Annotated in this window: 14 protein-coding genes and 1 pseudogene; 8 read left to right on the forward strand and 7 right to left on the reverse strand. The window is 38.6% G+C overall.

Annotated features, from left to right (window positions below):
• The first annotated feature begins 2 nt into the window (after positions 1-2).
• From KI375_RS01725 to KI375_RS01745, 5 genes and pseudogenes are all read left to right on the forward strand, one after another.
• Positions 3-632: a hypothetical protein gene (locus KI375_RS01725; protein WP_212971811.1), complete on the forward strand. Its 630-nt coding sequence runs from the start codon at positions 3-5 to the stop codon at positions 630-632.
• A 34-nt stretch (positions 633-666) separates the two neighbouring features.
• Positions 667-1,281 carry a DedA family protein gene (locus tag KI375_RS01730; RefSeq protein WP_212971812.1) on the forward strand — a complete coding sequence of 205 codons (615 nt, stop codon included), beginning with the start codon at positions 667-669 and terminating at the stop codon, positions 1,279-1,281.
• Positions 1,282-1,461: 180 nt separating this feature from the next.
• Positions 1,462-1,783, forward strand: a pseudogene (locus tag KI375_RS27765) (transposase); the annotation flags it as partial.
• Between the two features lie 277 nt (positions 1,784-2,060).
• Positions 2,061-3,050: an NAD(P)H-quinone oxidoreductase gene (locus KI375_RS01740; RefSeq protein WP_306419760.1), complete on the forward strand. Its 990-nt coding sequence runs from the start codon at positions 2,061-2,063 to the stop codon at positions 3,048-3,050.
• A gap of 129 nt (positions 3,051-3,179) precedes the next feature.
• The gene (locus KI375_RS01745) at positions 3,180-3,986 is read left to right on the forward strand and encodes a YihY/virulence factor BrkB family protein (RefSeq protein WP_212971813.1); all 807 of its coding nucleotides are present in this window, start codon (positions 3,180-3,182) and stop codon (positions 3,984-3,986) included.
• A gap of 73 nt (positions 3,987-4,059) precedes the next feature.
• Here KI375_RS01745 and KI375_RS01750 read toward each other — a convergent pair whose 3' ends face one another.
• The 3 genes from KI375_RS01750 to KI375_RS01760 all read right to left on the reverse strand — a co-directional run bounded on the left by KI375_RS01750 (position 4,060) and on the right by KI375_RS01760 (position 7,595).
• Positions 4,060-5,445: an L-cystine transporter gene (locus KI375_RS01750; protein WP_212971814.1), complete on the reverse strand. Its 1,386-nt coding sequence runs from the start codon at positions 5,443-5,445 to the stop codon at positions 4,060-4,062.
• Positions 5,446-5,521: 76 nt separating this feature from the next.
• Entirely contained in the window at positions 5,522-6,436 is a 915-nt protein-coding gene (locus tag KI375_RS01755) for a S66 peptidase family protein (RefSeq protein WP_244852169.1), read from the reverse strand.
• A 175-nt stretch (positions 6,437-6,611) separates the two neighbouring features.
• Complete coding sequence (locus tag KI375_RS01760; protein ID WP_212971816.1) at positions 6,612-7,595, reverse strand: nuclease-related domain-containing protein; 984 nt, start codon at positions 7,593-7,595, stop codon at positions 6,612-6,614.
• Between the two features lie 231 nt (positions 7,596-7,826).
• Between KI375_RS01760 and KI375_RS01765 the strand changes: the two genes are divergently transcribed.
• Positions 7,827-8,582, forward strand: coding sequence for an AAA family ATPase (locus tag KI375_RS01765; RefSeq protein WP_212971817.1), 756 nt, complete (start codon positions 7,827-7,829; stop codon positions 8,580-8,582).
• Positions 8,583-8,627: 45 nt separating this feature from the next.
• Positions 8,628-9,653: a DUF1646 family protein gene (locus KI375_RS01770; protein ID WP_280528616.1), complete on the forward strand. Its 1,026-nt coding sequence runs from the start codon at positions 8,628-8,630 to the stop codon at positions 9,651-9,653.
• 452 nt (positions 9,654-10,105) lie between these two features.
• On the opposite strand, the gene KI375_RS01775 is transcribed toward KI375_RS01770, so the two are convergent.
• The 3 genes from KI375_RS01775 to KI375_RS01785 all read right to left on the reverse strand — a co-directional run bounded on the left by KI375_RS01775 (position 10,106) and on the right by KI375_RS01785 (position 12,768).
• The gene (locus tag KI375_RS01775; RefSeq protein WP_212971818.1) at positions 10,106-10,339 is read right to left on the reverse strand and encodes a hypothetical protein; all 234 of its coding nucleotides are present in this window, start codon (positions 10,337-10,339) and stop codon (positions 10,106-10,108) included.
• Positions 10,340-10,397: 58 nt separating this feature from the next.
• Positions 10,398-10,985 (reverse strand): KpsF/GutQ family sugar-phosphate isomerase, encoded by a 588-nt coding sequence (locus KI375_RS01780; RefSeq protein ID WP_212971819.1) that lies wholly within the window; start codon positions 10,983-10,985, stop codon positions 10,398-10,400.
• Between the two features lie 409 nt (positions 10,986-11,394).
• A complete protein-coding gene (locus KI375_RS01785; RefSeq protein WP_212971820.1) occupies positions 11,395-12,768 on the reverse strand; it encodes an ABC transporter substrate-binding protein in 1,374 nt (457 codons plus the stop codon).
• Positions 12,769-13,182: 414 nt separating this feature from the next.
• On the opposite strand from KI375_RS01785, the gene KI375_RS01790 reads away from it, so the two are divergent.
• Positions 13,183-13,818 carry a YesL family protein gene (locus tag KI375_RS01790; RefSeq protein WP_212971821.1) on the forward strand — a complete coding sequence of 212 codons (636 nt, stop codon included), beginning with the start codon at positions 13,183-13,185 and terminating at the stop codon, positions 13,816-13,818.
• Between the two features lie 68 nt (positions 13,819-13,886).
• Here KI375_RS01790 and KI375_RS01795 read toward each other — a convergent pair whose 3' ends face one another.
• A complete protein-coding gene (locus tag KI375_RS01795; RefSeq protein WP_212971822.1) occupies positions 13,887-14,873 on the reverse strand; it encodes a carbohydrate ABC transporter permease in 987 nt (328 codons plus the stop codon).
• Positions 14,874-14,878 lie beyond the last annotated feature (5 nt).

A 14,878-nucleotide genomic window follows, 5' to 3' on the forward strand; every position in this document is an offset into this window, starting at 1 on the left:
AAATGTCAAAAAAAATATTTAGCATCGGCGATATGAAATATAGGTGGATATTATTATTTTCAACATTAATTTTCGGTATTTTCAATTATACGGATCGATTATACTCAAATGATCCCGTTTGGATACTTGTTGGCTATTGGATTTCAATTGCAATTGCAGTTCTCTGGACAGCATTAAATTATATTAGCCATATTCGTATGAATAGTATGTACAAAAAGCAAGATGACTTACAATTATATGTCAACCAATTAGCTATGAGTGATGAAGACAAACTAGAATTACGAACATACTTGGAGGATTTTGTCGAGGATTTGATGAAACAAGGAAATACTGAAGCAGATGCAACGAGGGAAGCAATTAATCAATTCAAGGTCAAGGAGTTTTTATCCTTATCTAAAAATACAATGTTCTTTAATTTGCATGGTCATTACTATTTAATTGGTTGGACAATAGTATCGATTATTGCTTTTATTATAGTCTGGCTATTGGGGATTACAATATTTCCTTATCGCTCCATTACGCTTACAATAGAAAGCATTTTTATTGCATATGCTATCGGTATTTTTGGAACGTTTGTCATGTATAAAATGATTGATGCTGTAATTTATCGAAAGTTCAAAGAGTTATTCTAAACAATATAAAATAGTAGAAGGAGAGTAGTATAAAATGGAAAGCTGGATTACAAGTATAATGGAGCAATTTGGATATATAGGCATTTTCTTATTAATAACTTTAGAGAATCTGTTTCCCCCAATTCCATCAGAGGTTATCTTAACATTTGGAGGATTTATGACTACCCATACTAACTTAAATGTCTTTGGGGTGGTTGTAGCTTCCACAATTGGATCAGTTGCTGGGGCGATCGTTCTTTACGGTATCGGATTACTTATTGATATAAACAGAATAGAAAAGGTAGTTGAGAAGTGGGGGCATGTTCTTAGACTATCAAAAAAAGATGTTCATAAAGCGAATGAATGGTTTTCTAAGTACGGAGTATGGACTGTATTTTTCTGTCGTTTTATCCCTTTAATTAGAAGTTTAATCTCCTTGCCAGCTGGAATGGGACATATGAATTTTGGAATATTTCTAGTGTTAACAACTTTAGGGACGTTATTTTGGAATGTTGTTCTTATTAATATTGGTGCTGCAGTCGGAGGATCATGGGAAACAATTGTAGGGTATATGGATATATACTCAAATGTGGTGTATGTAGTATTAGCTTTATTATTTTTATTGCTTGTTATTTTATTTGTCAGGAAAAGAATGATATTAAATAAATAAATATTTTTTAATGTTGTTATAGTAAGCCCTCACATTAATATGATTAACATTTTGCGTAAATATATAAATTAGTTATTTTGTGAGGATATATACTTAAACAAACGAGGGCATTTCCACACTATTTTCCGATCACTTATATATAAATGGTTTATGGGATGTTCTAAGAGCGATTGTGGTCACGAAAAATATTTAAAATCTATTGAAGATCAGTCCATGTCTAAAACTTTTGTAGAAGTAACCGAAAGCGTTGGTGTAGACGAAAAGACCGTTAGAAACGTCTTTAAGGACTATGTGGCATTCAAAGAAGAATACCAATTTGAGACTCCTAAATGGCTTGGAATAGATGAAATACACATTATCCGTAAACCCGTCTTGTACTGCCTTAGACGATGTTAGGAAGTCTCTTAAAGCCAATATGACTGCCAAAGAAAGGCGTATTTTGATGCGTGAGAGGTATATCCTTCTGAAACGCAAACATGACTTGAATGAAAGAAACTTATTCTGACCATACCTTGGGTTAACACGAAACTATTTGAGTTTACCTTCCGTAAAACCCAGTTTTCCAATGTTCAAACGTTCCTTTGTTTTAGGAAACTTCAAGAACTTATGATCTTTCACTACCATATGTTTATTTTACTAAAATGGCGATGAAAATCCTTGTAGAAAAACGAAACCCACTCACCTCCCACCTAAAATTGCAACATGAGGAGGGAGTCCTCTTGACTGGAATGATAGACGAGGTTTATTTTTGAATAATGGAGAGAAAATAATTGATTGAGGTGATCATGATGAAGGCTATTTTAGTCGAAGAGAAAGATCAATCATTATATATTGGGGATTTTGAGAAGCCTAAAATTGGCCCCAATGAAATACTTGTCAAAGTAAAAGCAACTGCCTTGAATCGAGCAGATCTATTACAAAAACGCGGATTATATCCGCCTCCACATGGTGCTTCCCCTATTTTAGGCCTTGAAATGAGCGGGATTGTCGAGGAACTTGGTGCTGAAGTAACTGGTTGGAAAAAGGGAGATAGAGTTTGCGCTTTACTTCCTGGCGGGGGCTATGCAGAGTACGTTTCTATCCCTGCAGACATGAGCATGCGAGTTCCTGAACAGCTTTCCTTCGAACAGGCAGCCGCTATCCCAGAGGTCTTTCTTACTGCTTATTTAAATATGTTTTGGCTTGGTAACTTGCAGAAAGGGCAAACGATTCTAATTCATGCTGGGGCGAGCGGAGTAGGAACAGCTGCCATTCAACTTGCAAAAGAGAAAGGTGCAAACATTATCGTAACAGCTGGGACACCTGAAAAAAGAGAGTTATGCCTTTCACTAGGTGCTGATTATGCGATTGATTATAAGGAAGGTCCCTTCTCCGAAAAGATAAAAACCGCTACGGAGGATAAAGGTGTTGATCTTATCTTTGATTTTATTGGGGCAGATTATTGGGATGAAAATATTCGCTCTTTGCGATTCGATGGAAAACTGATTATTATCGGAACAATGGGAGGATCGAAGGTGAAAGAAGTCGATCTCGGAAAACTCTTGGCAAAAAGACTTCAAGTCATCGGTACAGCCTTACGAACTCAACCACCGGAAAAGAAAAGCCAACTAACACAAGACTTATCCAACTTCGCTTTCGCCAAAATTGCCTCTGGAGATATTAAACCTATTCTCGATTCTACTTGGGACTGGGCAGACGCCAATAAAGCGCATGCGCATATGGAACAGAATAAAAATGCGGGAAAGATTGTTTTGCGAGTGAACGCTTAGCCGACTTGCATAATTTATAGTTAGACTCATTTTCATCGGCTTCGGCGACGTCTTTTTAGGCCTCCTATGTTTTGAAGAATCTTCAATAGCAAAAGCTAATAGGAGATATGAACAGAGGAATGATGAGAAATGAAAGTAGTTTTATCTGTATTTAAGCGGTTCTTTATCGAACGATTCCATGATCAATCTGCATTAATGGCATACTACTTTATGCTGGCCATTTTTCCTTTTTTGGTCTTTTCCTTTGCGATTATAAGCCTGCTTCCTGTTCAGTCGGAAGATGTACTCACCATATTAGAGCCTTATATTCCAAAAGGTAGCTTTACTTTAATCGAAGATAACATTATGGGGATTATCGGTAGAAATCAGACAAGACTTGCTTCTTTTAGCTTACTAGCAGCTTTTTGGATCGCTTCTATGGCTGTTCAAGCGCTTGTCCGATCAATGAATGAGGCCTATCGAGTCGTTCGTGAAGAATCCTTTTTCCTCGCCTTAGGAAAGGATCTTATTTTAACGGCGGGGCTGATGGTTACCTTGACCGTATCTCTATTGATTCCGATTGGAGAAGAAATTGGTCGAGTTTTCTTAGTCGCCCATATCTATCTCCCAACGTCTTTTTATCATTGGTGGACAGTCGTAAAATGGGGAACAGGCTCTATCTATTTATTTTTCTTTTTTCTTCTTTTATACAAAGCAGTTCCAAGTTCTAAAATTCGTTTTGTACATGCTCTGCCTGGGGCCATTTTCTCCACAGTGGGATGGCAAACAGTCACGATTGGCTTCTCCTATTATGTCAGCTATTTTGCCAGCTATACAAAGCTTTATGGCTATATGGCCAATATGATTGTGTTGATGATTTGGTTTTATTTTACCGCCGCAGTGTTATTAATAGGGGGACTCATCAATGCTTCTTGGATGGATAAGCAACTGAAATAAAAGATCCCTGGATCTCTCAATCGTGAGAATCCAGGGAATTTTGAATCTAGCTCCTACCATCTTGCGCTTTTCTTTATATTTGCAAGCTTTGTTTTGGTTGATTATAGACATCATCATCTAATTCACCGGTTATTTTACCTGTCAATACTCCCGCTGTCATACTTCCACTTACATTTAATGCTGTTCTTCCCATATCAATTAGTGGCTCAACCGAAATTAACAGGCCGACAATGCCAATTGGTAAATCTAAAGCCGAAAGGACGAGTAATGCGGCAAAAGTCGCTCCTCCTCCGACACCTGCTACTCCAAATGAGCTAATTGCCACAATTAACACCACTGTACCAAGAAACACTGGATCAAGAGGATTGACGCCTGCTGTGGGGGCTACCATAATTGCTAACATAGCAGGATAAATACCTGCACAACCATTTTGTCCTATCGATAATCCGAAGGAACCGGCAAAGTTAGATATTCCCTCCGAAACCCCCAACTCCTGATGCTGTGTTTTAATATTTAGTGGCAATGCACCTGCACTGGAACGAGAAGTAAAAGCAAAGGTTAACACAGGGATCACCTTTTTAATATAGGTGATCGGGTTTTTACCGGCCAATAGGAGTAAAAGTAAGTGGACGATAAACATAACAATAATCGCCACATACGAAGCCACTACAAATTTCCCTAGCTTTACAATTGCTGAATAATCACTTGTTGCGGTTACTTTTGCCATCAGCGCCAAAACACCATAAGGCGTTAAACGAAGGATTAATGTGACCACTCTCATGACAATCGTATAGATCGTTTCAACAATTTTAGCGAAAAAATCAGCATGCTCTGGTTCTTTTCTTTTTACACCTAAATAGGCTATCCCAATAATAGCCGCAAAAATTACCACCGCGATAGTCGAGGTTGGCCTTGCTCCTGTTAACTCCATAAAGGGATTTTGCGGGAACAAGCTAACAATTTGTTGTGGGATCGTCATACCTTCTACATCCCCCACCGTTTGTTCTAGCTGTGTATTTCTTTGCGCTTCTGCTTCTCCAGCTTCAAGCTCGATGCCTTCCAATTGGAAGCCTAAAGATGTTGCAATCCCAATCGCTGCCGCAATGGCCGTTGTCCCGATCAAAATTCCGATCACTAGGGCACTAATTTTCCCTAAATTGCTTGTCAGCTTTAATTTTGTAAAAGCAGACACAATCGAAATAAACACAAGCGGCATAACAATCATTTTTAAAAAGGAGATATATCCACTCCCAACAACATCAAACCACTCAACCGAATGTTCTGTCACACTTGAAACCGTTCCAAATACAAGGTGAATATAAAGTCCAAGAACAATACCTAAACCTAATGCAGAAAAAACGCGCTTTGAAAAAGAGAAATGCCTTTTTTGCATATAAAATAAAAGCCCGATTAAAAGTAGGAATACGATAATATTTACTATCACCCACAAGGTATTCATGAGATGCCTCCTTTCCTAAGTAGGGTTTGATCCTCCATAGTATATTCCCACAATCTTCAATTCATAACCAAGTTTATCATTGGTAATAAGAAAGCTTTCCTTCCTGTGCGTGTAAAATAACTGGTATCCCAAATGGCAGCGTAACCGTTGGTTCGCAATGTCCTGCCCTTACATTCATTACAGTTGGTTTTCCAAATGGAGCGATTATTTTTCGAAATAAATCTTCTACTTGAAAACTGTCGGGATTGCTTGATTGGCAATCGGTCCAGCTTCCTAATATAATCCCTTCTGCTTCAGCAAATTTTCCTGCTAGAGCTAATTGTGTGAGCATGCGATCAATTCGATAAGACTCCTCCCCTACATCTTCTAAAAACAATATCTTTCCCCTTGTGTTGATTTCAAATGGAGTCCCAAGTAAACTGGCAATTAGGGCTAAATTTCCTCCTGTTAACACTCCCGCTGCGTTTCCAGATACAAGGCATTCGACTTTTTCTCCGGGAGGATTTTCAAGTCGACTGACAGATTGGGAACTAGTTAAAACAGCAAGCAAGGATTCAATCGTAAACTCGGATGCCGAAATCAGGTCAGATGCTGGCATTGGGCCATGGACGGTTACAAGATTACTTTTCTGTTGTAAGGCAATATGTAGAGCCGTGATATCACTGTAACCAATCAGCAGCTTTGGATGATCGGCAATCATATCAAAATTAAGAAAGGGAAGAATTTGCATGGCTCCATACCCACCTCGCAGGCAAAATATCGCATCGATATCAGGGTCAGCAAACATTTGATTTAATTCATTTGCACGCATGGCGGCGGGACCCGCTAAATATCCCCCCTCATTTTGATAACACGTCAAACCAACGCTTACTCTAAAACCGAGTTTTTTTAGAATAGAAATCCCCTCGTTTAACTTTTCCTCATCTGTCGGACCCGCGGGAGCAGTGAGTCCAATTTTATCTCCCGCTTTCAATGGATTTCTTATATCCACACTGTGCACCCCTTTCATTGTTTGCTTCTCTCTTCATCGTATTCCTGTTTGACTTATCCATGCCCTAACTTTGTCTTTAGCGCAATGTTAATCGGGCCAATGTTGAAGGTAATTGGGCGGAATTTGGTGATTATCGGGCGAAGAATTCTGATAATCGGGCCATGATAACATCTTTTCATATTCGTCTTTTTAAAGTTTTAATACAAAGTCGATATCTTGCATTTCTCCCTTTATCTAAGACTTTGAGGCTCAGTTTGGAGAGAAATTTTTTAACAATGGAGCTGGATGGTATCTGTAAAAATCTTCGACATTCCCTATTTGTAATTTCGGGTCCAACTAAGTAATAATAATCAATTAATGCGTGAATAGGAGCGGTATCATCAATTTTTTGACACCTTTGACAAATCCATACCCTTTTTTTCACAATAGAAAAGCTCTTGCATCCTTCACAATAAACCCCTGGTAAAAGCTCAGCTTTATCCACCTTATATTTCTTCATAACGTCTGGATTGTCGGGTGTATGGAGCTTTATCAGCACCTGCGATAGTTGCAGCATTTCTCTCTTAGTAAAAAATATTTTCAGATGCTGTCGATAAAAATTATCAACCCTTTGTCTAATGGCATCCGGGCGAATAACTTGTTTTGCGACAGCAGGGTAACTGGGATTAGGTAAAATAATGGATGATTGGTGGGTGAATACTACGAATGAAGCGGTTGGGGGAATCGGAAACGAAAAACTTCGAAGCAATCCCATTAAATGAAAGAGCTGGTTATTAACTTGTTGAATGGGATTAGAAAATGATTCAGTAAGGTCCGGCAGCTTCCTTATCAATTGATTTTCTTCAATTAAAATGCGACCTTTTAAATTTTTAGCTTCTAGAAGAATAAATGTTTCAGGAGATACGAGCAAAAAATCAATTTGATAGTAGGAACCGTCTGGCAGTGGTAAACGAAGACTTTGAAAAATAAAGAGGTCTTTATGAAGGATATGAGAGATGTAATAATCAAGTGACTGTTCACCATAAATGCCGGCATTGCAACGAGCCAACTTGGCTTCCACTTGATACCAACTAGGATGACTTTTTAGCAATCGCCGCAATAAAGCCGTAAGCTTCTCTTTTTCAATCGAATCTCCTCTTTTCTTTTTAATAATACTCAAAACATCACCCTCTTAAGATACTTATTTCAATACAAATTTCGCCAAAAGAAGGAAAAGTCCTTTATTTTAGAAATAAAATTATTATCATGAATGGGCGGAAATTTTCAAAGATCGGGCGCAGAATGCCGATAATCGGGCCGATACCCTTTTTATTATCGCAAAGATGACAATTCCCCCTTCCTTTCGTTAAAATAGAGAAAAGAGAAATTTTTTAAATTGGGAGTGGGTAAGATGCTATTAAGTGAATCTACGCAGTACATAAAAAGAATTAAGATTCTGAAAGAGCAAATTCCATCTTATTCTAAATACCCTTTTGATTTGCCTATTGTTCAAGCCCTGGATGAGCTTCCTTTACATCCGCAGGTCACTTATCTAATTGGTGAAAACGGGATGGGAAAATCAACTTTAATAGAGGCGATTGCGATTGCCTATGGGTTTAATCCTGAAGGTGGAAGCCTTAATTTCAACTTTTCCACTTATGACTCTCATTCACCACTTGAACAGTACTTACGTTTAATCAAGGGCGTTCATAAACCAAGGGATGGATTTTTCTTAAGAGCTGAAAGCTATTATAATGTAGCCTCTAATATCGAAGAGTTGGACCTCGACCCAACTGCGGGTCCTAAGGTGATCAATCAGTTTGGCGGCGTGTCTCTGCATGAACAATCTCATGGAGAATCATTTTTTGCTACTTTTTTAAACCGTTTTAGAGGACAAGGCATTTATCTTTTAGACGAGCCTGAGGCAGCCTTATCTCCCTTACGGCAATTATCGATGTTATCCCGCATGCATGAATTAGTGGAACAAGATTCCCAATTTATCATTGCCACTCATTCTCCCTTACTCATGGCCTATCCTCACTCTACAATTTACGAGTTTTCAGAGGATGGAATCAAAGAAAGCACCTTAGAGGATACTAATCACTATCTTCTATTCAAGCAATTCTTTGATGACAAGGAAAGGCTTTTACATCATCTGTTTGTATAGGTACCTGGCACACTCCGGAATTTGTTGAAAGAAGGTTGAAAAGTTTTGAATGTGACTATTATTGGTTTAACCGTTGTATTAATGCTTGTTTTATTCTTGCCGTTTACTGTGAAAACCGTGGAAGAAAATCTTGAAGCCTTTCTATTTCTAATGGGACTAGCTGCAGCATTTATTAGTAAAGTTCTTGATGGACCATTGTTTTTCAAAGCTTTAGAAGATCCCATCCATATTACATTAGCAGTTTTCATCGCAGGCTTATTATTTCGTTGGCTGCAGTCACCCATTGAGAAGGGAATTTTGGGATTAAGTCGGGCGATACCAAGCCGATTATTTTTGGCCATCATTGTTATTATTCTTGGCTTGGTTTCAAGTATCATTACAGCAATTATTGCCGCTATCGTACTCGTTGTAATCGTGAGTGTACTCCGACTTGATCGCAAATCAGAAATACGCCTTGTTGTGTTAGCCTGCTTCTCCATCGGATTAGGGTCCGCCTTAACTCCATTAGGGGAACCTTTATCCACAATTGCGACAAACAAGCTTGGAGAGGATTTCTTTTTCTTGATGCGTTTGATTGGATCCGATGTCATTCCGGCAGTATTGATCTTCGGTGTTCTTGCTGCTGTGTTAGTCAAGCCGCCCAAAGATCAAACAGGCCTTTCCACTTATCTTGAGGTAGAAAGCTATGGAGAAATCATTATCCGCGCAATTAAAATTTACCTTTTTGTTATGGGTCTGACCCTGCTTGGGGCTGGATTCGAACCTTTTATCGAAAAATATTTACTTGGCCTTAGCCCGTTACTGCTTTATTGGATTAATATGATTTCGGCTGTCCTCGATAATGCGACATTAGCCGCGGCAGAAATTAGCCCGCTTATGGAGCCGCCGACCATTAAAGCAATTTTGCTTGGACTTATGATTAGTGGCGGTATGCTTATTCCTGGAAACATCCCGAATATTATTTCTGCGGGAAAGCTAAATATTACAAGCCGTGAATGGGCACGATTTGGTGTTCCAATTGGACTAGCCGCAATGGTTCTCTATTTTTTGATCATTTTAATTCTTGGCTAATGCGGACAATAGACAAGAAGCACGGCCCAGATTTGGGACTTGGACCGTGCTTTCTCCTTATTCCTTCATTTCCGGTGCTTCCTGTAGTGTGATACTTGGAAACAGATCGGGAATTGTCGGCCAATCATCTATCCACTCGATTTTGTCAATAAAGTGAACCTTCAATCAGTGGGGGTTTTCTTTCATCCCCCACTGATTTCAGAAGATCAAAGGCTAAATTCGCGACATCCTGTCGGCAGACTCAAACGCGACGTCCTGTCGCCTCGTCTGCACTAGTACATCCTATACGTCGCTACGCCTTTGTGACCAACATCTTGTTGGCCTGAACCAATCGGGCTTTTACGGGCAGTTATCCCCCACCTATGCTACTCCGTATTCTCTAAAGCCTTGAGGTGGGGGTATTACTGCCCGTTAATGCGGGATAAATAGGGGCCGTCTTGTTGCTCCACTACTTAAAATCGGGTGATCCCATGGTATATGACCCAATCTATTCCACCATCATCGGTAAAAACTGCATTATGCCCTGGACCAGCGATTTGCCCCTTTCCTTCTTCAAATGGGATATAGCCTAATAAAATGACTTCTCCAGGATGATGTTGTAAATCCTGCCCCTGTCTGTTTAGATAGGGGGCCAAATAATGAACTTGACCTGCCAACACCAACATTATATGAACTATCTTTGCCATTACAACAGATACCATTAGAAGCAAATAAATATAATATTCATCAAGTCAAACCAATTGTTCATTTGCTTAATTGTTTGCCTAAACTTCCCCCTGGATGGTATAAATGAAAATCTTCTTCTTTAAAATTACGATTTTTACAGAGCGAAACCGCTAGCGCATCCATCATGACGAGGACAAGGGTTGTACTGATCGTCGGAGCTAAACCGAGGTGGTCGGCTTCGGCTTCGTACTGATAAGTCAATGCAACATCACAAGCCTTCGATAATGTAGATTCTTTGTTTTTAGTAATCGCTATTTTTTTTACTTGCATTTTTTCTAGTGAAGGCAGCAAGTTTAGCACTTCTTCTGTTTCCCCGCTATTTGAAATCATAAGAACGATATCACTTCTCTCTACCATTCCTAGATCGCCATGCACTCCTTCCGTACTGTGGACAAAAAAGGCGGGCGTTCCTGTACTTGCAAGAGTTGCAGCAACTTTCTTGCCAATATGCCCAGATTTACCGACACCAGTTACAACTACCTTTCCTCCACAATTTTGAATGAGATGGAAAGCTTTATCAACATTACTATCCAGCTTTTCTGATAGTTCCTTAAGAGCTAACGCCTCTACTGCAATCGTTTTCTTAATTTCATATAAAGCAGACATAAGCCTATCTCCTTTAACTAAATGATATACAAGAGAATGAAGCTTAGAACCAGAGCATTCTCTCATTCAACCTGTAATATGTTTTTGTGTAATCGTTTACTTATATGCATTATACCAATTTTTCTACTAAGCTCAATAACCTTTTAAAAATCTATGTTACTTTGCCTGTTTGATTTCCTTATCTTTAGATAAAAGAATCTAAAAAAGGTGTTGTCCTATAAGCGCTGTGAAAATCGCCAAAACCGGTAACACGAATAGCATCAACCGAAGCCTCTAAACAGGAAGGAGCAATGGCTTCGTTAGCGCCGTCCTGGTGCAATACCTGCATGGTTTACATCCAGTAGGCCCAAGCGGCGAGGGAGCCTTTTTGGCGATTTTCAACATCAGGGATTGTCGTTTCAAAAACGGTTTACTCTATCCCATATTCTTCTTTTAATTTCTTAATTTCTGGGGCAAGTTGTTTTAAGGTATTTTCTTCAATCTGTTCCAAAATTGTTCTGGAATCAATATTCTTATCAATCGATTCATTAATATCATCAATATATAATGGCCAGGCAGGAGCATCTAAAGGTGTTAAGCGACGAACAGGAATATCATCCACAATGGTCTCATAAAATGCATAGTCTTGTTGTCCACCTAAATATTCATTCGTATGCTCTATATACCATGGAAGGGCGGTAATATGTTTCCAACCTGGTTGCACAGCATGCTCCACATAAACCTTCCATGCCTCTTCAGAGAAGTTTGCAAATTCCAAGAATGCCCAAGCGGCTTCTTTGTTTTCACTTTGTGAAGGGATCGAGAACGTAGAGCCGCCTAATCCTACATTTACACCCACTGGCATTCTCGTTACTCTCCACTTTCCTGCTTGTTCTGGAAACGCATCTTCTAAATGACGAGAACCATTTGTACCTGCTGGAAAGGAAGCTGCCTTTCCTTGTTTCACAAGTTGTTGTCCTTCATCACTGAATATTAAAGACATTTGTGGGGCCCAGCCAATTTGAACACCTTGTTTCACAAAATCTAAAAGTTCAATCATTCTTTCATCATTCCGCATATAATTCAATTCACTATCAAAATATCCTGTCTCATCTCCATATTGAATCGCTGGAGAATCTCTAAATTCATACATATAAATATCATTTGCCTTTAATGTTTGAGCCGCGTTCAATACATTTTCAGGATCTTGAAGCCATTCTCCTAACTCCTCGGGATCAGTCGGTAGTCCCATCTGTTCATATATATCCTCTCGATAATAAAATACACCAGCTGTCAGATCCCAAGGAAATCCTAATAGACGTTCTCCATCCGGAGACTTCCATCTTTCCCAATTATATTCAGATTGTAGATCCTGATAACGTTGAATATTGTATTCCGGTTGTAAGAAATCTTCAAATAGTCCTTCAGATTGAAATCTTGGGAATTGTCCTTGTTCAACATGCACAGCATCAGGAGCACCTCGTCCGGCTGAAATGGTTGTATGCAATTTATCATGTAATTCCCCCAATTCAAGATTAGTTAAATTCACCTTGATATTGGGATACACTTTATTAAACTCTTCAATCACTTCTTCAAACATTTCATCCCATGACCAAAATTCGATTTCTCCTTCCAAATCTGTGTCATGAGTATACGTAATTTCTGATGTATCAGCTTCTTCTTCTCTATTATCTACATTATTTTCATTTTCCTCTTCTGTTGGCAAGCCGCTCCCGATCGAGCAACCCGCAATAATCAAGATTAGAGACAATAGAAACATCAATATACCAATCTTCTTTTTCACACCTATTTCCCCCTTTGTTTTTATAAATAGCCTTTGAAGCGAGTGAAAGGTTTTTCACCCCCAACTGATAGTTAATGAGACTTATCGGAGTGCTAGCACCCACTATCCCCATCCATACTTCTTTGAAGATTCATAGTCTTGAAATGATAGTTTTATGACGGGTTACACCAAGATAAATGAAATACCGATTGACAGGCTACACCTCCTTAAGAACCTCCCTGACTAACACAAACATGAAAACTCTATATAAAAGTCTCCCTCCATCCTATTGACGCCGCTTACATTACTGTGATATCGTTTACACATATATCATGCCTTCTCGGTTTTTCCCTTCTCCTCAGTACATTATTATTCTCGATAAAAGGGAATACCCTATTCATATGATGATAGCACTATAAGGTCAGGTGATGAACATTGAAGTTATTCAATAATAAAATATATCTTTTTTTAGATCGAGTCTCTAATTTGTTTATTCTTAATAGCCTGTGGGTGATTACTTGCATTCCTATTATTACCTTTTTTCCAGCAACCGCTGCGATGTTCAGTGTCATTCGGCAATGGAAACGTAAGGATGAAACAACCGTGATACGACCATTTTTTATTCATTTTAAAAGAAATTTTAAAGATAGCTTTATCGTCGGATTGCTTTGGCTCCCCTTTGGTGTATTACTTTATTTTAATTATTTGCTCATTGTGCAAACCCAAAAGGGAATGGCCTTATTCACATTAATTCCAATATTTCTTATCTCATTAATCTACCTCTTCATGTCGGTATATCTATTTCCAATTATGGTACATTATCAAGTAAGAATCAGAGATATATTAAAGAATTCCTTTATTGTCTCACTTGTCTATTTTCCGACTACATTTGTATTAATAGGAATGGGAGCTATATTATTAACTGTGCTATTCTTTATTCCACCATTCGCTTTAATTATTTTTAGTTGTGGTGCCTATATGAACTTTTTACTTTGCGACCGGTTATTTCAAAAAATTGAAAAGTTAAGATTCTCCCCCACCTCTTCAAATATTTCAATTGGAGAAGAATGAATGTAGCAGAATTCTCGTTCATCCTTCTCATTAGACCAAACATTTTTTACTTTTAAAATCCAGCAAGTTTACTCTCCAGCAATCCCTGATCTTTCTATCCCATGAACAAAGGCACGTTGAACAAATAAATACAAAATCAGGATTGGCAGGATTGTCAGCATTACTGCCGCCATTATCTGATTCATAAGGGTCGGAGCAAGTCCTATCGCCTCGCTTTGTTGAATTTGACTAGCAACAGCATCTAAGCCATCTGCGTTTGCGTTCCCATTAAATGTCGCCAGGTTCTGTGCTAAATTAAAGAAATCTGGCAGCAACAGATACATATTCGGTTGAAATACATCATTCCAATGCCAGACAACCGAGAATAGAAATACAACAATCATGGCTGGTTTGGCCAAAGGAAACATAATCGTCCAGTATGTACGAAATGCCCCTGCACCATCAATCCTAGCCGCTTCCTCCATAACTTTTGGCAATCCACGATAAAACTGAATAAAAATTAGCACAAATAATGAGCCTTTTAATCCAAATCCCATCGCGGAAGGAAAAATAAATGGCATTAATGTATCAATCCAGCCCAAATCACTATAAAAAATATAGAGGGGCACTACAAGCGTTGTAGGAGGAACTAGAAATGTGAAGATCAGTAAGCCCATCCACAAACCTTTTAACGGAAATTTGTACCGAGCAAACCCATAACCAATAAAAGAACAGCTTATAATCTGTAGGATCGCACTGCCTAGTGAAATTAAAGTACTATTTAGCAAACCATTCCAATAATTGATTGCTTTAAAGGCTTCTACATAATTATTCCATTCAAGAGTCTTAGGTATCCACTGTACAGTTGCATCTGCGACATCTGATGGCCGCATTAATGATTGAGAAATCATATAGATAAGTGGATAGATAAAAACAAACGATAAACTGAATAGCAATAAATAATAAAATGTATTTCCTATAAATGTTCTCGTTCTTCTTAGATATAGAGCTTTTTTATCATCTGTTATTTTCCCATGTATAGATTGTTGGATGGAACCCACAATCGGAATATTCATTAGAC

Source organism: Bacillus sp. J14TS2, assembly GCF_018333015.1.
Lineage (GTDB): Bacteria > Bacillota > Bacilli > Bacillales > Bacillaceae_C > Lederbergia.

Bases quoted from the DNA above. Each gene is read 5' to 3' on its own strand.
- KI375_RS01750 (WP_212971814.1), bottom strand. From the start codon at position 5,445: ATGAATACCTTGTGGGTGATAGTAAATATTATCGTATTCCTACTTTTA.
- KI375_RS01725 (WP_212971811.1), top strand. From the start codon at position 3: ATGTCAAAAAAAATATTTAGCATCGGCGATATGAAATATAGGTGGATA.
- KI375_RS01765 (WP_212971817.1), top strand. From the start codon at position 7,827: ATGCTATTAAGTGAATCTACGCAGTACATAAAAAGAATTAAGATTCTG.
- KI375_RS01780 (WP_212971819.1), bottom strand. From the start codon at position 10,985: ATGTCTGCTTTATATGAAATTAAGAAAACGATTGCAGTAGAGGCGTTA.
- KI375_RS01730 (WP_212971812.1), top strand. From the start codon at position 667: ATGGAAAGCTGGATTACAAGTATAATGGAGCAATTTGGATATATAGGC.
- KI375_RS01795 (WP_212971822.1), bottom strand. From the start codon at position 14,873: ATGAATATTCCGATTGTGGGTTCCATCCAACAATCTATACATGGGAAA.
- KI375_RS01775 (WP_212971818.1), bottom strand. From the start codon at position 10,339: ATGGCAAAGATAGTTCATATAATGTTGGTGTTGGCAGGTCAAGTTCAT.
- KI375_RS01745 (WP_212971813.1), top strand. From the start codon at position 3,180: ATGAAAGTAGTTTTATCTGTATTTAAGCGGTTCTTTATCGAACGATTC.